Annotated in this window: 17 protein-coding genes; 6 read left to right on the top strand and 11 right to left on the bottom strand. The window is 68.6% G+C overall.

Annotated elements, in window-relative coordinates; genetic code table 11:
* Together AC5L38_RS43185 and AC5L38_RS43180 are read left to right on the top strand one after the other, a co-directional pair.
* On the top strand, positions 1-539 hold a 539-nt coding region (locus AC5L38_RS43185; RefSeq protein WP_495248626.1), incomplete at its 5' end, for a hypothetical protein.
* A 198-nt stretch (positions 540-737) separates the two neighbouring features.
* Positions 738-1,211, top strand: a complete 474-nt coding sequence (locus tag AC5L38_RS43180) for a hypothetical protein (RefSeq protein ID WP_495248625.1) — start codon at positions 738-740, stop codon at positions 1,209-1,211.
* A gap of 135 nt (positions 1,212-1,346) precedes the next feature.
* Here AC5L38_RS43180 and AC5L38_RS43175 read toward each other — a convergent pair whose 3' ends face one another.
* Positions 1,347-4,478 carry a tetratricopeptide repeat protein gene (locus AC5L38_RS43175; protein ID WP_495248624.1) on the bottom strand — a complete coding sequence of 1,044 codons (3,132 nt, stop codon included), beginning with the start codon at positions 4,476-4,478 and terminating at the stop codon, positions 1,347-1,349.
* Between the two features lie 223 nt (positions 4,479-4,701).
* On the opposite strand from AC5L38_RS43175, the gene AC5L38_RS43170 reads away from it, so the two are divergent.
* Together AC5L38_RS43170 and AC5L38_RS43165 are read left to right on the top strand one after the other, a co-directional pair.
* Positions 4,702-4,890, top strand: a complete 189-nt coding sequence (locus AC5L38_RS43170) for a hypothetical protein (RefSeq protein WP_495248623.1) — start codon at positions 4,702-4,704, stop codon at positions 4,888-4,890.
* A 608-nt stretch (positions 4,891-5,498) separates the two neighbouring features.
* On the top strand, positions 5,499-6,929 hold the full coding sequence (locus tag AC5L38_RS43165) for a pentapeptide repeat-containing protein (RefSeq protein WP_495248622.1): 1,431 nt from the start codon (positions 5,499-5,501) through the stop codon (positions 6,927-6,929).
* A 276-nt stretch (positions 6,930-7,205) separates the two neighbouring features.
* On the opposite strand, the gene AC5L38_RS43160 is transcribed toward AC5L38_RS43165, so the two are convergent.
* Both AC5L38_RS43160 and AC5L38_RS43155 read right to left on the bottom strand, forming a co-directional pair.
* The gene (locus tag AC5L38_RS43160) at positions 7,206-9,113 is read right to left on the bottom strand and encodes a relaxase/mobilization nuclease domain-containing protein (protein ID WP_495248621.1); all 1,908 of its coding nucleotides are present in this window, start codon (positions 9,111-9,113) and stop codon (positions 7,206-7,208) included.
* Positions 9,110-9,583, bottom strand: a complete 474-nt coding sequence (locus AC5L38_RS43155; RefSeq protein ID WP_495248620.1) for a plasmid mobilization protein — start codon at positions 9,581-9,583, stop codon at positions 9,110-9,112. Before AC5L38_RS43155 ends, AC5L38_RS43160 begins: the two co-directional genes overlap by 4 nt.
* A 1,408-nt stretch (positions 9,584-10,991) precedes the next feature.
* Here AC5L38_RS43155 and AC5L38_RS43150 point away from each other — a divergent pair.
* Positions 10,992-12,131, top strand: a complete 1,140-nt coding sequence (locus AC5L38_RS43150) for a hypothetical protein (protein ID WP_495248619.1) — start codon at positions 10,992-10,994, stop codon at positions 12,129-12,131.
* A gap of 103 nt (positions 12,132-12,234) precedes the next feature.
* Here AC5L38_RS43150 and AC5L38_RS43145 read toward each other — a convergent pair whose 3' ends face one another.
* Entirely contained in the window at positions 12,235-12,963 is a 729-nt protein-coding gene (locus tag AC5L38_RS43145; RefSeq protein ID WP_495248618.1) for a DUF4145 domain-containing protein, read from the bottom strand.
* Positions 12,964-13,135: 172 nt separating this feature from the next.
* Here AC5L38_RS43145 and kilB point away from each other — a divergent pair, with 172 nt between their 5' ends.
* Complete coding sequence (kilB, locus tag AC5L38_RS43140) at positions 13,136-13,444, top strand: plasmid transfer protein KilB (RefSeq protein ID WP_495248617.1); 309 nt, start codon at positions 13,136-13,138, stop codon at positions 13,442-13,444.
* An 823-nt stretch (positions 13,445-14,267) separates the two neighbouring features.
* Here the strand turns inward: kilB and AC5L38_RS43135 are convergent.
* The 7 genes from AC5L38_RS43135 to AC5L38_RS43105 form a co-directional block, all read right to left on the bottom strand.
* Positions 14,268-15,197, bottom strand: a complete 930-nt coding sequence (locus AC5L38_RS43135; protein ID WP_495248616.1) for a hypothetical protein — start codon at positions 15,195-15,197, stop codon at positions 14,268-14,270.
* Positions 15,198-15,382: 185 nt separating this feature from the next.
* Positions 15,383-16,042: a hypothetical protein gene (locus AC5L38_RS43130; protein ID WP_495248615.1), complete on the bottom strand. Its 660-nt coding sequence runs from the start codon at positions 16,040-16,042 to the stop codon at positions 15,383-15,385.
* A gap of 211 nt (positions 16,043-16,253) precedes the next feature.
* Positions 16,254-17,567 (bottom strand): hypothetical protein, encoded by a 1,314-nt coding sequence (locus tag AC5L38_RS43125; protein ID WP_495248614.1) that lies wholly within the window; start codon positions 17,565-17,567, stop codon positions 16,254-16,256.
* Positions 17,568-18,519: 952 nt separating this feature from the next.
* Complete coding sequence (locus AC5L38_RS43120; protein ID WP_495248613.1) at positions 18,520-18,906, bottom strand: RRQRL motif-containing zinc-binding protein; 387 nt, start codon at positions 18,904-18,906, stop codon at positions 18,520-18,522.
* Entirely contained in the window at positions 18,903-19,613 is a 711-nt protein-coding gene (locus AC5L38_RS43115; RefSeq protein WP_495248612.1) for a hypothetical protein, read from the bottom strand. Before AC5L38_RS43115 ends, AC5L38_RS43120 begins: the two co-directional genes overlap by 4 nt.
* A complete protein-coding gene (locus AC5L38_RS43110; protein ID WP_495248611.1) occupies positions 19,613-20,086 on the bottom strand; it encodes a hypothetical protein in 474 nt (157 codons plus the stop codon). Before AC5L38_RS43110 ends, AC5L38_RS43115 begins: the two co-directional genes overlap by 1 nt.
* A 76-nt stretch (positions 20,087-20,162) precedes the next feature.
* Positions 20,163-21,329, bottom strand: a complete 1,167-nt coding sequence (locus tag AC5L38_RS43105) for a Pycsar system effector family protein (protein ID WP_495248610.1) — start codon at positions 21,327-21,329, stop codon at positions 20,163-20,165.
* Positions 21,330-21,489: the final 160 nt, after the last annotated feature.

The following is a 21,489-nucleotide window of genomic DNA, read 5'->3' as shown; positions in this document are numbered from 1 at the left end:
CATCCCGTCCAGCGGCCCGGACCGCACCCACTCGAATGGACCCGCTGAAGCCGATGATCAGCTCTCAAACACGTTCTGAGGCCTACGAAGGCTGGCAGCTTGAAGACGTCAAGGAACCAGTCGATCCCACCCTCGCGCCCGAGGTCGCGCGATTGGAGAAGGTCTTCGATCGAACCAGCCTCCAGCGCAGCGGTGATCTTCTCTATACCGGAGTCTCGATCAACCTCCTGACGCTGCGTCCAGAGATATGCCTCCTCCTGGTCATTGACGACCCCCAGTGGCTCGGCAACGAGATTGAAGCCGCGAAACAGGTAGGTCGCCCTTTCAGGCTGGGATGGGAGTACGCCGAAGGCGAGATCGAATACTCGCAGCCCAGAGCCAAATACCCGCAGCTCAAGCCGGAACACCGCCTGCGACTGGACTCCGACCTTCAACCAGTAGAAGGAAGCTCCTTCCGGGCCATCGAGCTGGTACCCAATGCCGCCGCGGCCATTGCCCTGGCTCTCTACGTCATGCGCACCCGACATTCGCACGACTGACCGACCCTTAGGGACAGGGCTCCTGACGGACGCTCGTCTCAGCGTGCAGGTGAGGGGCCAGACACCCCGCTCGCTCTTCCCGGATAATCAGAGTTATCCAGGGAGCAGAGAGCTGCGCCGCGACAAGCCGTCCCCGTCCGGGGAAGCGTTTCACTGGTTCGGCTACCGGCTATGCGCTGTGCCCTTCACGATGAAGGGGTGCCTGATGTGCTGTGGGACGAGGTCAAGGATTTCTTCGATCCCGAGATGAACGGTGTGCTGCCGGATGTGCACGTCCCCGACACCTCTGTCGTGGATTGGCAGGCGGTCTTTGATCTCGTGCGGTCCAAGGGGTGGCGGTATGAGTACTCCGTGGACAATGTTGCCTTCCGGCTACCGCGTGCTGCGGAGATGTCGGCTCTGAGCGGCGATGCCAGCCCTGCGCTGCGGGTATGGCTGGCCCCGGGAGTCGTGGCGATCTTTCGCTTCTACGCGGAGGAGACCATTGACTTCGACATTGACCTGCGAGAACTCCAGGGCCAGAAGCGATTGGACCTGTTGTGCGGCTTCTTACGGGCGATCGGCCGCCGCTTGGGCAAGCCGGTGCTGATGACACCGGAAGGCGATGACCATCATCCGGTCCTCGGCTTCGACGTCGCAGCCGATCGGGTGATGCTGCTTGCCGAACCGTGACGATCAGCATCAGACCGCCAGCGCGCCATCGACAAGGCTGATTCTGGCTGCCGATAAGAAACATTATCTGGAGCCAGAAAACCTCAGCTCGCCCGATCGACAGGAGACATGGGCAAGAGTCGACGACCGCGACCATCACCAAGGGGCTGAAGGAGTCCCGTCCGGTTCCAGCCCGTACCGCAAATCCTGTTTCTCCCTCAGCCCATCACTTTGGCGCTCAGTGAAACGAATCAGCGCATTACCGTCCCCGGTGTCGGCTGCGGCTCGGTACAGGCGCTCGGCCTCCTGTCGATCTCCCGCCTCCTCCCGCATCGCGGCCAACTGCACCCACCCGGAGGAGTTCCCGGCCTCGGCCGCGGCCCGAGCCATCTGCTCGGCCCCCTGCCGATCCCCCATCTCCTCCCGCGTCCCAGCCAGCCGCACCCACCCGGAGGAGTTCCCGGCCTCGGCCGCGGCCCGAGCCATCTGCTCGGCCCCCTGCCAATCACCCGCCTCCTCCCGCGTCCCAGCCAGCCGCACCCACCCGGAGGAGTCCCCGGCCTCGGCCGCAGCTTGGTACAGGCGCTCGGCCTCCTGTCGATCTCCCGCCTCCTCCCGCATCGCGGCTAACTGCACCCACCCGGAGGAGTTCCCGGCCTTGGCAGCGGCTCGAGCCATCTGCTCGGCCCCCTGCCGATCCCCCATCTCCTCCCGCGTCCCAGCCAGCCGCACCCACCCGGAGGAGTCCCCGGCCTCGGCAGCGGCCCGAGCCATCTGCTCGGCCCCCTGCCGATCCCCCGCCTCCTCCCGCACCTCGGCCAACCACGCCCACACAAAGAAGTTCCCGGCCTCGACCGCAGCTCGGACCATCTGCTCGGCCCCCTGCCGATCCCCCGCCTCCTCCCGCATCTCGGCCAACCGCACCCACCCGGAAGAGTCCCCAGCCTCGACCGCAGCTCGGTACAGGCGCTCGGCCCCCTGCCGATCCCCCGCCTCCTCCCGCATCGCGGCCAACTGCACCCACCCGGAAGAGTTCCCGGCCTCGGCAGCGGCCCGAGCCATCTGCTCGGCCCCCTGCCGATCCCCCGCCTCCTCCCGCATCTCGGCCAACCGCACCCACCCGGAAGAGTCCCCGGCCTCGACCGCAGCTCGGTACAGGCGCTCGGCCCCCTGCCGATCCCCCGCCTCCTCCCGCATCTCGGCCAACCGCACCCACCCGGAAGAGTCCCCAGCCTCGACCGCAGCTCGGTACAGGCGCTCGGCCCCCTGCCGATCCCCCGCCTCCTCCCGCATCTCGGCCAACTGCACCCACCCGGAAGAGTTCCCGGCCTCGGCAGCGGCCCGAGCCATCTGCTCGGCCCCCTGCCAATCCCCCACCTCCTCCCGCATACTGGCCAACCACACCCACCCAGCAGAATCGCCGACCTTGGCCGCGGCCCGAGCCATCTGCTCGGCCCCCTGCCAATCACCCTCCTTCTCCCGCATCTTGGCCAACCACACCCACCCGGTGAATTTCCCGGCCTTGGCCGCGGCCGCGGCCATCTGCTCGGCCCCCTGCCAATCACCCGCCTTCTCCCGCATCTTGGCCAACCACACCCACCCGCCGGAGTGCCCAGCTTCGACTGCGGCCCGAGCCATCTGCTCGGCCCCCTGCAGATCACCCGCCTTCTCCCGCATCTCGGCCAACCACACCCACCCAGAGGAGTCCCCGGCCTCGGCAGCGGCTTGGTAGAGCAGGGCAGCGTGGCGGCGGCGCAAGCGTCGGTCGGCTGCTCGGCCTAAGGTCAGGAAGGCCTCGGGGTCGGAGAGGTGCTCGGCGGCTGCCTGCCAGAAGGGCGCCGGCGGACACGTTGAGCCACGGGTAGCGTGGGCGTGCTGTTGCAGGTAATCGGCTAAAGCCACCACGTTCGGCAGCGCACCCATTCCGGTGGGACGGGCAACCGGCTGCAGTGCCGAGACGACTTCCTTGACCGGCGCGCGGGCGTAAGCCAGGGCGGAAGAAAACCAAGAATCATCGGCGTTAGCGCGTTCATCATCGCTCAGATAGCCGGAGGCGGCTTCTTGCAGAAAAGCCAGCGGCAGAGGGCTGGTGACACCCAAGCGGTGGGCGTCCATCGCAGCTTCGATCACCGCACACCCGTAGACGCCTTCCTGGGTTGCGGGGTTCTCACAGTGGTCGACCAGGTCCGGGCCAGCGGCCAGGATCTGAGTGATAGCCACCGCCCCCAACCGCGCGGCGGTCTTCAACGACAGGTCAGTGTGGGCGGCCAGCGCAGCGACCTGGTCGCGGGTAAAGGTCTTCGGTACCTCGAACGGGCGGACTTGGGCCAGCAAGGCGCGTGCGTGGTGGTACGGGTCCGGATTCCCGGCAGATGGGGTGGCGGTGAGCTCTTTGCGGTAGGACGGCCACAGGGTAGCGATGATGAGCGTGGGCCCGCCACTTTCCAAGCGGGTGAGCAACGCGGCTGCGGCCGCTTCCCCAGCCGGGCCTTTCAGTACGTTCTGGGCTTCGTTGAGCCACAGCACGGTGCCCGGCCTGGCCGCGTCGGCGGCCAGCAGCGCCAGCAGGCTGTCGGCGCTCTTGGGAAAGACCAACTGCCAGCCGGGCACCACCGCGCGCACGGCTTCGAAGGCGGTGCGGGTTTTTCCGGTACAGGAGGTGCCGCACACCAGCGCCAACGTTGTCTGCGCGCTGTCCACTGCGGCGGCCAGGTGCTCACGCAAACGCCGGTCGTGCTCACGGAGGATGTAGGTGGGCAGTACGAAATCACCGCGTCGAGAACTGGTGCCCGCGATCGCGCCATGGACGCCGAGTTGCTTGGCGGTCCACGCGCTCAGGGGCCGGGGTCGGTCGGGCAGAGCCTGCCAGCGGGCGCGGCGTTCCTGCTCGTGCAACACCGCCCGGGCATTAGCTCGCTCGGTAGTGATCCGGCTAGTCTCCGCGCGGCGATCACACTCAGCCTCATACGACCTTTCCCAGCGCCTGCTATCCAGAAGAGCCTCGGCCGGTCCGGTGAGTTTGCCCCGCGCTTGTGTTTCCACCCGGATCTCTTCGATCATCCTCAAGAACTGGGCGAGATCACGCGGCAAGATCCTGCGCGCTGGCCGGTCCCCGGTCGTGCTGTCGGTGCGCGATAGCCAGTTGCTAATCGTACTTTTCGAGGCGCCCGTCCGCTTCGCCAGTTGCCGGTCGGAAGGCTGGCCGTCGAGCTCTTCGCTATGCAGGTCAGCCAGATTGTTCAGGTCGTCGAAAAACGTCGGCGGTTGCTGCCCGGCTGGCTCGGTCACGCGCCCTGCCTCCCGTCCATCGTGTGGAGCGTGTCCAACCCGGCCGTGTTGGACACGCAGGGCCTCCTGCGAAGCGTAAATCGATGGCCTGGGGAGATGGAGGCAAATCGTCCAATGTGCCCGCACAAAGCCGCTTGCCATCGATTTGGACAGCCACCCTCGACTTCATCGGTTCCCTGCGACTGCAGGGGTTTATACCGGAAGCGAATCGAGGGAGAGGCTCATGACGCAGATCGACGTGCTGGCGCTGCTGCTGGCGTTCTCGGTTGCGGTCAACATCGGCTGCGCCGCCAGCTTCATCACGGTGCGTACCGGTGTGGGCTGGGCCGGTGCGGTCCTGGCTGGTGGCGGTGCTACTGGCACCGTACTGATCATCTTCTTCGCCGCGGTGGCCGCCTACCACGGCTCCTAAACCATCAGATCACGCAAGGGGGCCGCCCAGGCGAGGGTGGCCCCTTTCGTCGTCTTCGAGAATCGAGCCAGCCATACGCGTGGAGGTACGACCTGCGGACCGGCTGCTTGATCCGACATCAGCACGCAGATCGGGCCGAGTGGTGGCGAGCTTGCTGCTGGTCTTCTCCTCGGCGACCTTCCACAGACGGAATCGAGGGTGTCGTGCTGTCACTGGGTGCTCTGCTTGTCGATGCTGATCCAGACCAGGCCGATGAGCACCATCGGGGAGTCCCCTCCGTTCATTAAACGCGCTGTGTGAGGTAGGTGAACGCCATCGGAAAATGAACGGCGAGGATGAACGCTTTGACAAGATGCGGCGGCCCGTCCGGACGTGCTCGCGCCGATGTTCATCAAACGACCGTTAGATGAACACCTCCGGCCCGGGGATTCTGCCTTGGTGCGGCGGACGCACAGCACAGGCGCGAGCTCCTCGGCATCAGACATCGCAAGCGTGAACCGGATGAACGGACACAGATGGCCTCTTGCGGGAACGACCGTCCGTACGAGTACAGGGCTGTAGGGACGTAACGCGGCCGGGCCTCGCGTGTATGGGCCGGTATGGGTGAGGTGGGAAAGTCTGATACCGGCGGGCTGCCGGACCCGCAGGCACGGCGGACGTCGGGGGAGCCGCTGGGTTTGCGGTTGATGGGGATCGGTCCGGTATTGGCGCTCACCGCGGCCTCCGCGGTGCTGCTGCTGACCGGGGTGATCATCTCCGGGCTGGTGTTGTTCGACGTGCGAGGGCTGAGACCTGAGGCGCTGGTCAGCGCGGCCACGTTGTTCGAGCTGTTAAAGATCGCGTTCGCAGTGGTGGCCGGGCTAGGCGGGCTGGTGGCGTTGGTGGTGGCTTACCGGCGACAAAAAGTCGCAGAAGCCGCCCAGCGCTTGGCCGAGGCGGCTCAGGTGCTGGCTGAGCAGGCCGAGGAACGCTCACATCGCGGTGAGCAACGGGAGGCCACCAAGCTGCACAACGAGCGGTTCACCACCGCGGCCGGTCAGCTCGGCCACGACTCCCCAGCGGTCCGGTTGGCCGGCGCGCACGCCCTGGCCGGCTTGGCCGACGACGCCCCTACCCGTGAGCTCCGCCAGACCTGCATCGACGTGCTGTGCGCCTACTTGCGCATGCCTTACACCCCCCAACCTGCCAAGGACGCCCCCGAGGCTGACCGGCTCGCCTTCGCCGGGTTGCGCGAGGTCCGCCACACCATCATCCGCCTGATCGGCGCCCACCTACGCGAGGGCGCTACGGTGTCCTGGCAGGGCCACGACCTGGACTTCACCAGCGTGGTCTTCGACGGCGGAGACTTCAGCCGCGTCGTGTTCTCCGGCGGCACGGTCACCTTCAGCGCCGCGCGGTTCTCCGGCGGCACGGTCGACTTCAGCGTCGCGGAGTTCTCCGGCGGCACGGTCGACTTCAGCCTCGCGGAGTTCTCCGGCGGCACGGTCACCTTCAGCGCCGCGCGGTTCTCCGGCGGCCTGGTCGACTTCGGCTTCGCGCGGTTCTCCGGCGGCACGGTCACCTTCAGCGCCGCGGGGTTCTCTGGCGGCCTGGTCGACTTCAGCGCCGCGGGGTTCTCCGGCAGCACGGTCAACTTCCGCATCGCGGAGTTCTCCGGCGGCACGGTCAACTTCGGCTCCGCGCGGTTCTCCGACGGCCTGGTCGACTTCGGCTCCGCAGGGTTCTCCGGCGGCACGGTCGACTTCAGCGCCGCGCGGTTCTCCGGCAGCGCGGTCAACTTCGGCTCCGCGGGGTTTTCCGGCGGCACGGTCAACTTCGGCTCCGCGCGGTTCTCCGGCAGCAGGGTCACCTTCGGCTCCGCAGAGTTCTCCGGCGGCACGGTCGACTTCAGCGAGCCCGGTCACTGGCAGGTTCCGCCGGCGGGTCTCCCAGATCGGGTGCCGGTAGGTCTGCTGCTGGCGGGGCGGGCCGATAGCGATGCGTCTGGGGCCGATGTGGGTGAGGGTACGCAGGACGGGTCGGCCGCAGTGGCGGAGTGAGGCGGGGATGCCCTGAGCATGGTGGGTCGGACAGGGGCGCCCCGGTCCGACCCACAACCCTCATCTTGTTTGATTAGCTTTCAGCGAGGCGAAGCTCGTGTTCTAAGTCCTCGCTTCCGCGCGTGGCCAGCGCGATCGCGGTGAAGGCGCGTGTAGCCGCGTCATGGAGACGTTCGGCGTCATCGTCGGTCAGCTCGACATCACCGAGCTGGTCAGCGAGCAGGTGGTGCTGGCTGGCCCTGCTTCGTGCCGTCTTGGCTCTGGCGGCTGTGGTGGCTATCTGCCTCGGCCGCCCCGCCCGGGTGAGGGGCCGCGCCGTGGTGTCGGCCGACTGGCCCGCTGGGCCTGGGCGCGCTGGGCCTGCTGGGCGGCTTGGGCTTGGGCGCGTTCGGTGCGCTCCCGGGTGACGCGCTCGGCGGGCATCGCGGCGCGCAGGCCGATCTCCTCGGTGATGGCGGCCAGTTGCTGGCGAGCCTCGGCGACGGTGGCCGGGCGGCGGCGGCCGGGGAAGGCCAGCGCGGCCGCCGCCGCTGCGCCGTGCGCCTCCTGGTCAACGGGTCGGGCCGGGCGAGGCGGGGCGGCGGGCGGTGGGGAGCTGAGCCGGGCCAGATCGTCGGCGGCCACGATGGCCAGCTGCGCCAGGCGGGCGTCGCCGATGGCGCCGTAGCGGCGCGTCGTCCAGGCCGGGGCATGCTCGGCGCGGCGCCGGTGCAGATCGCGGGCCAAGGCCTCGGCGTGTGTGGTGAGGGAGGCGGCCTGGCGCAGCTGGCGGTGCTGGGTGTGCCAGGCGGCGATGGTGGCCACCAGCACCACCAGCGCGGCCGCCACCACCATCCACGTCGCGGTCGCCGGCCCCTCGCGGACGGCCTGGCGGATGATCCGGGCAACAGCCCGCACCTCACCCCCGACCGGCGTACGGCTACGCGCTTCGCTGCGGGGGGCCTGGGCCGACCAGGCCAGGCGATCGGCCAGCGCCGCGATCGGTCCCGGCCCGCCCGTCCCGCGCCCTTCGACGCGCTCGGCGAGCGCGGCCACCATCGCAGCCGCGCCCCGGCACCCGACCCGCCACGCGACCACGTCGCCGGGCGGGGTGTGGCGCAGCCGCTCGTGGACGGCGTCGACCAGCTGCGCGGCGCGCCGCCACTGCGCGACTTCAACGGCGGCCTGCTCGCCGGGACCAGGCGGGCTCGCGGCCGCCGCCGGGGAGCGCCGCCACTCGGCGAGCGCCTGGTGCTCGCCGCCGTCGACGTCCCAGTGCTCGCGCAGCCGGGGCAGGGTCAGGTCCGCGGCGAGCGTGCCGCCGCCGAACCACACCGCTGTTCGCCCGTCGACGGGGCGCAGCGCGGCCGAGTAGCCGACCACGCGCTCGCGGCCGCCGGTGGCGAACCGGGGCCGCACCCACACCCCCGTCGCCTTGGCCTGGCGCACGAACTCGGCTTCGCTGGCCGAGCTCGCGGCCGCCGACCGGATCAGGCGAGCCAAGCGCTGACGGTCCAGATCCCCACCTCCTGGGCCCGGCCCGGCGGCCGCGCTCCTCGAGGGCGGACCGGTGCCGGCACCGCGCACCCGGGCAGGATGGGCACGCTGGAGGCGCTGGGCGCGTTCGGCCTCGGCGCGGCTGTAGCCGGGCAGGCCCCGCCCGGGACGCCCCTCCACCACGTACAGGCCGAAGCGGCGCTCCATGTCCGCGCACAGCGCCGACATGACCCGCCGGTCGCGGCCCGGCGCGGCCAAGGCGCCGTCCTCGCGCACCAGGTTGACCGCCAGGTGAATGTGGTCATTGCCTCCGGCCGAGGGGCCATGGTGGACGGCGATCCACCGGCACGCCGCCCGCTGGTCGCCCTCGGCGAAGCCCAGCCGCTCCACGGCCGCGCGGGCCACGACCGCCCACTGCTCATCGGCCAGCACCTCGCCGGCGGGCAGGGAGATGGCGCAGTGCCACACCCATCCCTGCTCCGGGGCGATCCCGGCGATGACGCGGTGGTCATCCAGCGCGTGCCCCAGCTCCAAGACCTGCTCCCAGTGCTGCGGGCCGTCCAGGCGGGCGCCGTCGACGACCTCCAGGACGTGATCGGCGGCGATCACCCGCTGGTCGCGGTGCTCGTTGGCCCGGCCCGGACCGAACAGGTAACGCAGCAGGCCGCCGACGTCGCGGCCGTGCTGGGCGGCAATCTTGTTGATCACCGCTCGTCCCCGGGCTGCTCCTGGTCCTCGTCGACGGACCGCTCGGGGGCCAGGTGGGCCAAGGCGAGTTCGAGGCGGTGGGCGGCCTGGCCCACCACGCGCATCGTCGCCGCCACCTGCTCGGCGGCCAGGACCAGGCCGCTGTTGGCTCTGGCCGCCAGCTGGTTGACGTTGCCGCCGATCGCGCTCAGCACCCGCCGCGCGGCCGCCACCTCCCGGGCCAGCGCCCGGCGCTCGGCCACCCCCATCACCCGCTCCCCTCCGCTCAAGGAGGTGAGCATTGTCTCGGCGAGCAGGTTCGGCACGCTCATCCCGGCGGCCGCGGCCGCCTGCTCGACAAGGAGCTGTTCGGCGTCGGTGAAACGCACGGTGTTGCGGTTCGGGCGCCCACCGGCCACCCGCCGGCGCCGCCCGCCCGGTCCGCCTCCGGGACGCGGCGCGGGCAGTGAGGCGTCCTCGACGTCGACCACCGGCCTCCCCCTCCCAGCGAAGCGACCCCGCCCCCAGGCGGGGACAGATCACCTACGACGGTAGGCGGGGGACCAACGCGGGCGAAAGCCCCGAACGGGCCAGCGGCGAACAGACGCCTGATCTTCATCTTGCTCACGCAGGAAACCGGCCCCTACTCCGCTGGGCCCGCGAGTCGATCGGGAGGTCTTCCCCCTCCCCGCTCCCCGGCTCGTCCCCACGGCCCCTCCGGCCGGCGCGCGACCGACTGTCCAGTCCGTCGACCGAGCGTCAGCGAGGGAGCGGACTTGACCGGCGGCAAGCGTCGGCCACACTCCGGGCTGGGGGCAGGGCCGAGCGCTCTGGAAAATGGAAGTCCTAGCGGCTTTCATATAGGAATCATAGGGAAATGTGATGCAGATCACATTGCTAGTTTCGGTCTAATGATCTTCGCGTGCTCGTGGACTCCCGGGAGGTGCCCTAAGGGCCTCAACCGCAGTTGCGGATCGCCGTAAAGGTGGCTTTTGATTCGGTTTCTCCAGGCTCCATCGCAAGCGTCCTAGGCTTAGGGCTGACGCTGATCTTCCAGGCAAGCGAACTCGATCGGTCGGTACTCCCATGGGATCGACCGGTGCGGCCCAGTTCGGTCGATCCCATCGACCTGCTTCTCCTGGGCTAAGGAGGTGGCTTGTGACAAAGAGGAAACGGCGTCGCCCACCAGCAGTTACGGGTGAATGGGTCTCGCTCGCCGTGCGGGCGGTCCTCATCACAATGGACTGGTTGGTAAATGGAAGCGGGCTCAGGTAGTCGACCCTGAGCCCACTGCAACGGGCTCCGCATCTTCGGCTGGCACGCTGGATGCGGGGCCCTCTCCTCTTCTCGTCATGGTAGTCCCCGTGGCCCAAAGTTTGAACCTTTTGGATCTTGAAGATAACTCACGGGAACCACAGTTCCCAGAACGTAAGATCATCCCGACCGATGGGGACTCGTCAGATGAATTCAGCGCCCACCTGACGGCTACTGCGGGATCAGGGCTCACCCCCCTCTGGCATGATCCGATCAGTCGGTGAGGCCGCGCCGGCCTACCGATCGCTGACTACGGCCCGAGCGGCGTCTACGCCCACGCCTCGTTCTGCGTGCCGCGAGAAGCGCGAGCGTAGCGGTGACAAGCGCGGCCAGACTGGTGGCGAAATCGAGAGCGTTAGCGAGCACGGCCATCACGGGGAGCCTCCTGCACCTCACGGAACATCAGGCGATGTTCCTGCACTCACCCAGCCGCAGACCTTGTGGCGTCCACTAGGGCAGCCGCAGATCTCGGTGAAAGTCGGTCGTCTGCTTTCGTCCGACGCCACCTATCGCCAGCAAATCCAGGCGTAACAACGTGAACTGTCGGACAATGGTGGACGATCTCATACGGCGCTGGGAGCAAACATGGTCATCCCCCCCGCTCATCCCGATCCCAGCGAGCTGGCGGCCGTACACGACATCAGCGAGTTCGCTGCACTGCTCCAAAAGGTCAAGATCGCGACGGGGCTGCCGCTGCGCGAGATCGAGGAGCGCGGCCCCCTCAGAGGAAAAGGTCGGCTGACACGCTCACTCGTGGGTGACTTTCTCAATGGGCATCGATTGCCCACCCCTGCCCAGCTACACGAATTCCTACAGGTATGCGGAGTAAACGAGCAAGACATCCTGCTATGGGAAAGAACTCGTGTCACCCTCGCTGCCGAGAGAGCGGCGCCGGCCAACCAAAGACACAACGCGTTCCCCTTGTTGCGGTATCCTCCGATGCTGCAACTTGTCTTGAATGACCTGCAAAATCACAGCGAGGCCCGCAGTTCTCACGAAACAAATCGGGCCATTGCCACCACGCATCCCCGAGAAATCGGTGAATGGATTGTCCTGCTAAGAGATGGCGATCTTCATGATGAGGCGGATCGTCTTATGGATGCTGTCGTTCTCTTGCGTTCGGCAGCGGTGACATGGTTCCTTATCGGTGATCTGCGCGGTCGACACCGGCCGCACGACGCCGATCGGGTGTTGCGTCGTCTATTAACAGATAATTCCCTTGCCATAAGTGCCTTCTGGCGCTTCAAGACCGAGGAAGACATCGATCTTCCTGAAGCCTCTCACGTGTATGAAGCCATCGGCCGCTTTGCTTCTACTGCAGTCATCAGCGTCTCCCAAGGCGGCTATTGGCGCGAGAACGAGGCCGAACTCAGTAAGCGGAACTGGACGACGATGACAGATACTTTCGTTGCACATCGCTCGCCCGAGGAAGTCGCCGACCTGATCTATCGGCTAAGGGAACTAGGTATGGCAGCAGAGGAAGATTTGAAATCAAAGCACGAAGCAAGGAATACACATTACCATTCTTACAATTCTCTCCAAAATAGAGTTAGTTTCATGTCGCGGTCCAGAGAGCAGCTATTCGATTCCATCGTCAATCAGTGCCCGCTGTGGACTATCGAGGCGATCGTCGAAGCTCTCCGGGCACGAGAAATCTATCCAGCAGCCGATCACCTTAGAAGAAAGATACGTGAAAATACCGGCATCAAGGCGGATTACTTCTGAGAACTGACATTCCCGGGAGTGATCGCCAAGTTCGGCTGCCGATCCTTCACCAGTTCGGTGCTCGTGCGACGTCGGCCCGAGCGGTCACTTTCCCGGATACCGGTCAGGAAACCGCAGGACTCCCACCATTCTTGTGCGTCTCCCGGCGCTGCTTGCGAGCTTCACGCATCGCCGCCTTCTTCGCCGGTTCGATGTAGAGCGCCTGCGCCATCTCCGCGATCAGCTCGGCGACGTCAGCAACTTCCTCCGGGGAGTAGGTCAGCCCGTCGTGCACACTGTCGTTGCCCAACATGCGCGTCTCGTGAAGATCAACAATTAGGTCTTCATCAAGCTGCCCCCGCAACTCCTCGATCTTGTCGTACAGGTTGTACTTGGTGGCGCCGCGCTCCTTGCACAGTTCCTCCACCGCCGCTCGATACATCGCGGCCGCGCCTCGATACGCGGCCGCCCCTTCACACCGCGAGCCTTCCTGGAACCGGTCGCGGATCGACTCAGGCACCTCCGCCGGGAGCTCCCTGATGGTACGCGCGGGCCAGATCTGCATGATCTCCTTGACCCGTCTGGCCGTTGAGCCGCTGGAGGCTGGCCCGCAAGTAACCAGCTCGATGGTCACCTGGCCGCAGTAGTCACAGCTCCACGTCTTCTCGAAGATGCCCTCAGAGGTTTCATCCGGGTTGTTGTTGTACGTCGGCGCGATTCTATGAACGTTGCGGCTCCTCTGGGTGGTGCCGTAACCGCAGTGAGCACAGATCATTTGCCGGGTCGCTTTGGTCAATTGCACGAAATCAGTGACGGCCGTGACGCCGTAGGACGCAAGCAGAAGAGTGGTCATACCCAGCAAGTAGATCGCATGAAGCGGTCGCCTTGGCATCGGTTTTTGGCCTACATCCGGTTGCCCCGAGATCTCATGGTCAACTTACGTTAATCAACATCATCGGAAGTCAGCGGAACATTTCCCCAGGTCAGAGGGCCGCAACGCACGATAAGTTCCTTGTCGTGCGTCATTGTTTCCGCAGGTCAGAGGCCATATAGGTAGCGGGAAGCCAACTTCCCAAATCCTGCCGAACTCAAGCAGGCACGCATCGAGGCCGACCGCCTGGGCACCCTGGCCGAGACCGCGTCCTCAGCTGCAGCTGGTGTCAGGCTGGCCCGGACCGCTCGCCGACGCCGCGTTCGAGCACGTGGACGTGTTGTGCGGCGCGGCCGACCTGGCCGAGCTTAAGATCCGTGAGGCGGAGTTCGAAGCTGCGGTGTCGGCGTTCATCATGGCCGCCGCGGAACGTCTTGCCGCTTCAAGGCGTCATGGACGTTAGTCCTTCGGCGTGGGTGACCGACCGCGGAGGCAGGACTTCCCGGCACTGGGCACACCTTGGACGAGTGATGGCTCAGCGAGGGTCGGGGGCGCGGGGTTCGGGTCGACCCGAGATCCAGCGCAGTAGCCGAAACGTTCGGTCAGCTACCTCGGCGGAACCGTAAAGCGCAGACCAAACGATGAACACCACGAGCCCGACCTCGACGGTGACAATCGCGGCGCATAGCACCGGGTGGGCCAGCCAGGCCAGCGCAGGTGCGCCAAGCCCGGTGGCGCCGGCACTGAATCCCCGCGCCCACCCCGCAGCTCGCTCGGCGGGGGACTGCGCACCGTCGGGTGACAGGGACGGTAGGTGAGCCACGAACTCCTCCAAAGGTGTCTTAGACCTTTGAAGGGCGGCTCCTTCGTCACCTATACAGGCAATCCCGCTCTCATCTCGACGAAAGTCCAACATCCGACACAAGAACACGTCCTATTGCTCGGTCATCACGGGCCGCCAAGTCCTCCGCCTCCGTCAGGCTCTAGCTCAACGAGGGCCGGTCTTCTTCCCCCTCCCGTTCTCAGCCCCACCTCTGGGATCTCGACACGAAGCGACTAAACGGATTTACCTCGTAAAGAGACACGCACTGTATGAAACCGGTATCACTGCATCCGGACTTCGCGCACCGCTCGATGGCCCGTACCGGCCGTACTGCGGTGACACCTCTTGAAAACCCTCAACGAGAACGCTCGCGGTGTACGCGGCGGGCCCCGGGCGGTGAGGTGTGCGGCCCGGGGTCCTTTACTACGTAGATTTATGGGGGACGGGCTGGTGGAGGCCGTGCTCAGTCGGAGGCGAAGGGGAGCATCGGCCCGACCGGCCCACTCGCGCGGCTGGCGGCCAGAGCGTCGAGCAGTAGGTCAAGGACACGGGTGGGGGGCGGGTAGCCGTCGGCGTGGGCGATGAGGTGGTCGCGGGCCCGGTGTTTGCGGGCCGCGGCGGTACGCGCGGCGCGATAGGCGGGGTCAGCGGCGATCTGTCGTGCCAGCTCGGGGATGCGCGGTTCGACGTCGGCGTAGTGGCACTGTTCGGCGGTCACCGCCCGGTCTATGGCTTGGCGGATCGCGTCATAGGTGATGAAGGTGGGGAGCTCGTCGAAGGGGCTCGCATCGCACTCGGGGGAGGCGAGATAGACCCGCGCCACCCGTCGGCGGCCGGTCTCGGTGCTGGCGCGAAACTCCGCTTTGGCCAGCAGCTCCTGGGTCAGCCGCTCGACGAGGGCCGCCCGTTCGGCCTCAGACAGTTGCGGCTCGTCGTCGTCTTCGTCCTCCGGCGGCGCGACGGCGTCCACCTCGGTGCGCAGCTGCTCATACCAGGAGGCGTCGGTGACCCAGCGGTGCACGACGCCCTGGTACACGAACGCCACCTCCAGGCTGGTGGTCCAGCCGTTGAACCGGGCTGCGCTCTGGCGCAATTTGGCCCTTTGGACGCGCAGCACCGGATCGAGTTCTTCGCCCAGGACGTCGTCCTCGGCGAGCTCGACGAGCTCATCGACGTCGAACGGTGCGGGTTCGATGTAGGCGAGCTTTTGCTGCGCGGCCACGACCAGGTCGAGGAAGTCCTCCAGGTCCATGTCCTCGGGATCCAGGCAGACGTAGGCGCCCTGTCGTGTGATCGGCGCGACCGGCACCATCCTCACCCCCCGGTCACCTGCCAGGTCAACGGCGCGCTCGGCGAGCAGCGACAGCTCGTCCGTGGCGGTCTTCAACTCCACATGCCCCTCCTATCCAGCGGATGTGTCACATCGGAGGGAAGGTAGCGAACGACACCGACAATTCGTGGTGATCTTTTTACGGAGAGTCACAGTCGTTGGAAGGTGGAGCTTCCGCAAGGGAACCTGATCAGTCGGTCAGGCAGGCGTACCAGGTCGATTCGCCGTAGATCGAGCGGCTCCAGGCGTCACGATCCCAGCCGGTCACCGCCCGGCCGGTCAGCGCGGTGACAACGGCGGCCGCCGCCTCCTGCGCCCCGGCCTCGTCGCGGGCCGCGATGCCTTCCGAACAGCCCGTACTCCGGGACGTCCAAGTCGCCGTCGGGCCCGTACAAATGCCAGCGGCCGTCGACGCGCGCCAGGCACACGTCGGTCTCGCTCCACTCCCACCCGACCGGGACGTCTTCCCCACCGGGGACGTCCTCACGGACGTCCGGGACGTCTTGACCGCCTGCGGGGACGTCTTGCCGGACGTCCGGGACGTCCTGGTCGTCCTGCTGGACTCGACCGGCCAGCCGCGCGGCCTGGCGGTAGTCCACGGCGGTGGCGGCGTGGCCCCGGGCGGTGCCGGCCGCACTGGAGGCCAGGCGCGCGAGGGTGGTGGCCAGCTCGGCCAGGCGCGCCTCCCACCCGGTCACCGGCTCTGCGGCCGCCTGGTCGACGCCGAGGAAGCGGTGCTCGGCTACCAGCTCGGCGGCCACCACGGCCAGCTGCTCGACGGTACGCGTCAGCTGGCGGCGCTGCCAGGTGGCCTGCTGCAGGGCGGCCTCGGCGCGGTGCTTGGCCCGGTGCGCAGCCTGACGGCACGGCGTTCCGCAGTAACGGGCCGGTCGACCGGTCCACGCCATCGCGATCGGACTCGCGCACACCGGGCAGGCCGGGCCCGGCGCGGCCGCGCTCACCGCACACCGCCGGGGACGCGGCCGGGGTTGCGTCGCGCGAAGGCCTGCACCGCGGTGGGCGACGCAACCCGGCGGGGTTTCGTCGAGCGAGCTCGGGCCGCGGCCGCCGCGACGAAACACGCCGCCCGGTCCGCACCGAGAATGAGGGCGGGGGTGGTCATGGGGTCGGGGTCTCCTCGTGGCGGTGTCGGGCGGCCATCAGCTCGACCAGCCGGGTGCGCTCGGCGGCGTAGTCGATGTCGGGCAGGTGCTCGGGCTCGGGCTCGCTGGCCCAGCGGGCAGGAGCTGCGGCGGGCAGGGCGTGGCGGTTCAGGACCTCGCGCCGGAAGATCTCCTCCGGCTCGACCAGCACGGGCGAGGACGCCTGAGCGGGCCGCTGAGCGGCGATCTGCCCGCCCGGGATCTCGGCTGCCCCACCCGTCGCAGCGGGCGCCTCACGGCGCTCTGGGCGGCCCAGGTCCGAGGGGCGTGGGCCAGGGGGTGCGTCGTGGTGGCCCCGGCCGCGCAGCTCCTGGGCGCGGCGGCGGGCCTGCTCCACCAGGGCGGCTCGGCGCGGGGCGTTGGCGGCGTTGCGCTCGGCGTTGGCGGCCAGCCACGCCGCGTGCGCCGCGCCGTCATCGTCGACGACCAGGGTGGCCAGCCGGCGGGTAGCGCGCCGGGCCCGGCCCAGCACCTTGCCGATCCGCCAGCGCAACACCCCGGCCAGGTCGGAAGCGCTGGCCACCTGCTCACACAACAGCTCGGCGGCCTCAGATTCGGGCATGTGCCGCAGCAGCAACGCCACCAGATGCGACACCTCGGCCACTTCCCGGTCGCTGAGGACCTGCCCGTCGCGTTGCCGGGCCCACCGCGGCTGCAGCCCCAGCACGAAATCGACGGCGTGGGCCCTCTCCTCGCTGCGATCTTTGCCCCCAAACGGCGACCCGTGCGGCCGCCGAGACGGCTGTGACTGCCGTGACGGGTGGGAGGGGGAAAGTCCCTCTCGCGTATAGGGAGACGTGTGAAGTCGTCCACAGCCAGCAGCGGTCGTGATCGCTTGGGGGCGGGTGGCGGAGCCTTCGCGGACCACCTCGCACTCGGCCAGGTTGGCATCGATGGAGGCGCGGGTCTGCTGGCCCTTGGCCGCGGCGATCGGGTTGTCGATGTGGCGGCGTATCTCCTCCTTCAGGTCTGCGGGAAGGTCATCAGGCAGAGCGGCCAGGTCCATGGACAGCACGTAGCGGGCCTGGCGGCCGGGCGCGGCCCCGCAGACCTGGCGCACCAGTCCGATCTCGCGTAGCCGCATCAGGTCGGTCCAGCCGACCCGCGTGCCGCTGGACAAGGAGGTGAAGGAGTGGTGGGTGGCGTAGGCGGCCAGCAGCGCCGGGGTGTCGCTCAGGCAGCCAGCCGCATCCGCGTGATACGTGAGGTGCTTGGCCATCCGCACCGCGCTCGAATGGAGCCGCTCACCACGGGCCTGCAGCACCGTCACCAGGCGCCACCACAAAGCGGTCGGCACCCGGGGCAGCTGGTCGGCTCCCTCGTAGTGGGCGTACAAGGCACGGCGCTCTTGAGCAGCGCGAACAGCGCACCGCCGAGTCGAGGTCGACGCGGCGCGCGACGTCGTGCGGAAGGCCGTGCCGGAGGTCGTGCTCGGGGTTGTGGCTGTCAGCTCACTCGGCGTGTCGTCGCCAAGGCGTAGTGAGCTCAGCGCCTGGGCTGCTATCGTCGTCTCCAGACGTGAATAGACACGCCGAAGCCGCTCAGCTCACTCCGCCGGCCAAAGCACAGGAGCTGAACATCGGAAGCGTGTCGTGTGAAGTTGTCTCTCGAGAAGCGCCCCCTCTGGGGGCGTTTTCTTTTTGCCTGGGAACTCCTGGGGTTTAAAGCGGAGTATTCAGTCCCGCATCTTTCCACGATCTCCGAGTGCGTGTGGGCTGGCGCGCCCGTGGTTCCTGCGGCGTGTCGCGTTCCGTGGTCGCATTCGCGCACGAGAGTGAGCAGATGGCTCGTCGGTGTCCACAAGCGGACAGGCAGGCACCAGAAGGCCCCTACCGGCGCGCCCTCCTTTCCTGACTTTCCTCTTGTCAAGAAAAAATGATCTTTGTCAGAAAACTTCATGAGGCACGATGCCATAAATGTGTCTGAGGTGGGTCCAAACACGCCGAACATGCTCAAAGCCGCATCCCGGACATAGGACGCGGGCAGCGGCGAGCGGAGACGAGCAAGTACGGGGCGAGGGCGCAGCACGTCCGTCGGCGTACGTCCTGAATCCAAGATCAAGCGTGTGTCCTCGCTGCTCAGGGGCATATCGCAGCCGTCGGTGGGCGGGGTCGCACCGGCACGAGGGAGCGGTGCGGCCTCGTCCACCGGCGCCAGGCGGCGCAGGACACCGTCCTCGCCCGCTGATGTCGCGGGCGAGGACGGTGTGAAGGTGCGGATGCTCATGCGGTGAGGCCCCAGCCGTGGCAGGCCAAGCAGGCGCCGTAGCGGGTGGGGATGCAGTACGGCTGCTCCACCCCGCAGTCGGGGCAGACCTTTCGGGCGCGCATCGCTTTGCCCAGCGCCTTGAGCTGCTCGGCCGACGGGGTGCGGCGCGGCTTGGCGGCGGCGACCTCGTACAGGTAGGCGACCGCGATGCCGCCCGCCGCACGGCGTGAGCACCACATCACCTGCGCGCACGGTGCCTGTCCGCCGGGCCGCAGCCCGGCGGCGCGCAGCTGGCGGCGGGTGGCCAGCCCGGCGGGAGCGAACTTCCACGGATAGGTGGGTAGGCCACCGGTCGTCTTTCCGCTGGGGTCGTAGAAGACCCTGCGTGGACGGCGGCTCACCGGGCCTGCCCGGAAGCCGCGGCGAGCTCGTCGTGGTCCTCGTGCTGCTCGATCGGCGGGGTCAGCTGCGTGATGAGGGTGGCCAGGACCTGACACGGCGCGGTGATGGTGCATTCGGGCCGGTAGGTGCCCTCCTGCCCCTCGGCCCAGGATCCGGCCTGCAGGCTGCACGCCGCGCACGCCACCGTGCACGGGCACGCACCGGGCGGGTGGTCGCATTCCTCGGCGGCGCAATCCCAGGGGCGCAGCGGCACCGGGGCGTGCGCGCTGGCGTGGGCCAGCAGCTCGATGACAGCGTGGTCCAGGCCGTCGGCGCCGGGCTGCCGGGCGGCGGCAAGGATCGCCTCACACAGGTGGCGGGTCACCAGGACGTCGTCGAGCAGCCGCTCCAGGACGTCACGGTTGGTGCCGGTGGGGGTGAGCGCGTCCAGTTCGCGCTCGATGGCACTGCAGCGGGCCTCAGGGCTGGCGGCCACGGCCCAGGCGCAGTACGGGCACACCGTGGCCCAGGCGGGCAGACTGGCCCGGTCGAAGGCGCCGACGCGGGGGGCGACCAGGACGCGGCGCCCGCACAGGGCGCCGCTCTCGCCTGCCCCCTCGGCCAGGGCACGCTGTGCGTAGTCGCGCGGGACGGCGTGCATGCCGTCGCCCGGGGCGACGCCGGCGACGAACGGCGCCCCCTTCGCGGGGGTGGAAGACGTGGCCATCAGGGGTTCCTCGTCTCGTCGGCTCGCGGGGAGGTGGAGAGGTGGGTGGCGATCAGGGCGAGCAGGCCCATCACGTATGTCTCGACCAGGTGGGAGCCCTGCACGGCCGCGCGCAGCGCCTCGAAGGTGGCGCGGTCGCGGGTCAGGCGGGCGATGGTCACCTGGATCGCCCAGGAGGTGGCCGGGTCGCAGGCCGCCGCGGCCTCGGCGGCGGCCTGCGGGTTGGCCCAGGTGCTGTGGTCGGTGCCTGGGGTGCGGGTGGCCATGAGGTCCACCCAGGTCAGCAGGGCGGAGGTGAGCGCGCCGGGCCCGTGGTGGGCCTGCAGGTCCGCCACGGCGGCGCGGGCGCCGTCCATGTCGTCGGCGATGGCCAGGTTCAGCGCGGTCGTGGCGCGCTGGCGAAACGCGATGTGTTCGGGGCAGCAGCCGCGAGCGGGAGCGGGAGCGTGGTCGTGGTGGTGGTTGGTCGTCATCGAAGGTCCTCATCTCTCGTCTCAGGGCCCGGTCGCCGCCCCCCGGTAGAGAGGAGGGCGGCGACCGGGCGGGCGGCTACAGCAGGCTGGGCAGGCTGACGACGACCACAGCCAGGGCGAGCAGCATGAAGTCGGTGGCCACCCGCAGCCGCCGGTACTTGGCAGCCGCGATCTGCGACAGCCGCACCACGTCCTGGGCGCGGCGCAGCTCCGGGTCCTCAGCGAGGGAGGCCAGCAGTTCCTCGGCGGTGCTCACCTCGGCGTGGGCGACGAACCCGGTCCCGGTGCCGGCACCGCGCCGGGGCAGGGAAGGCCGGATGACGGTGAGCGCGGCCACGGACGCACCCGCCAGCAGCGCCACTGCGATCCCCAGCCCGACCCGCCCCGCGGGCAGCAGGCCGGAAGCCAGCACGCCCAGCGCCGCGAGCACGCTGAACGCGGTTCCGGCGAACGCCAGCACCGTGGCGGCCTTGGTGTCGGTGCGGGTCAGCTCCGCGCGGGCGGCGTCGACCTCGGTGACCAGGTCGGCCGCGCCCGCCTGCTCCAGGCGCTCCAGGCGAGCCGGAACCGGCCGGGAGGTGACCGGGAGCAGGGCGGGGGTCCGGTGCCAGGCCTGGCCGGGGTAGGCCTGCTGCCAGGCCATCATTAGAGGCGGCGTGCTGGTGCGGGCGCCGGCCCAGTCGATCGCGGCCCGCTCGGGCTCGCCCATCTTGACCAGACCCGCCTCGATCAGCCAGTCGACCCAGACCGGCGCGATCCCTTGGCGGTCGAGGAACTCGGCGTTGGTGAGCCGGTCGGCGGCGTACAGGGCGGTCTGCATCGCCAGCAGCTGCAGCTGCTCGCCGGTGTAGCGGTGCGCGTCGCGCAGCGGTTCGGTGCTGAGCGCCTCGACGAGGGCCTCGGTGCTCACCTGGGCCCGGTACAGGTGCCAGGTGTGGCCGGTGATCCCGCTGGCCTTGGGCAGGCGCTCGCACCGGTCACCGCGCCAGCTCACAACCACCAGCTCCAAGCCGGTCAGGGGCAGTCCGAGCGCCTCGGCCACGACGGCGCGGGCGGCTTCGATGGGGTCGGAGTGCTCGTCGACGTGCCCGGTGAGACCGGTGAGACCGGCCGCGGTGGGGAGCATCAGCAGGCAGCCGTCGGCGTCCTCGAGGAGGATCCCGACGCGGCGGTTGTCGCAGCGCGGAGCCGTGGGCGAGACGGCCGCCGGGGTGGCGCTGACAGGGTGGGTGTGCAGGTGCATGATTGGTGTCCCGTTCTGGATGGGATGGGATGGCGGGTGCGCCCGGCGTGGACTGTCTTGGCGGATCGACCACGTCGGTGCGTGCCCGTTGGGCGGGGTGGTCCCTGACAGGAGCCCCGGACCCTCACCCGGCGCCTGGCCGGGTGAGGACCCGCAGCCA

The organism is Streptosporangium nanhuense, assembly GCF_059358815.1.
Note: the sequence above shows the minus strand (reverse complement) of the source record. Positions and strands in the feature narration are given on the sequence as shown.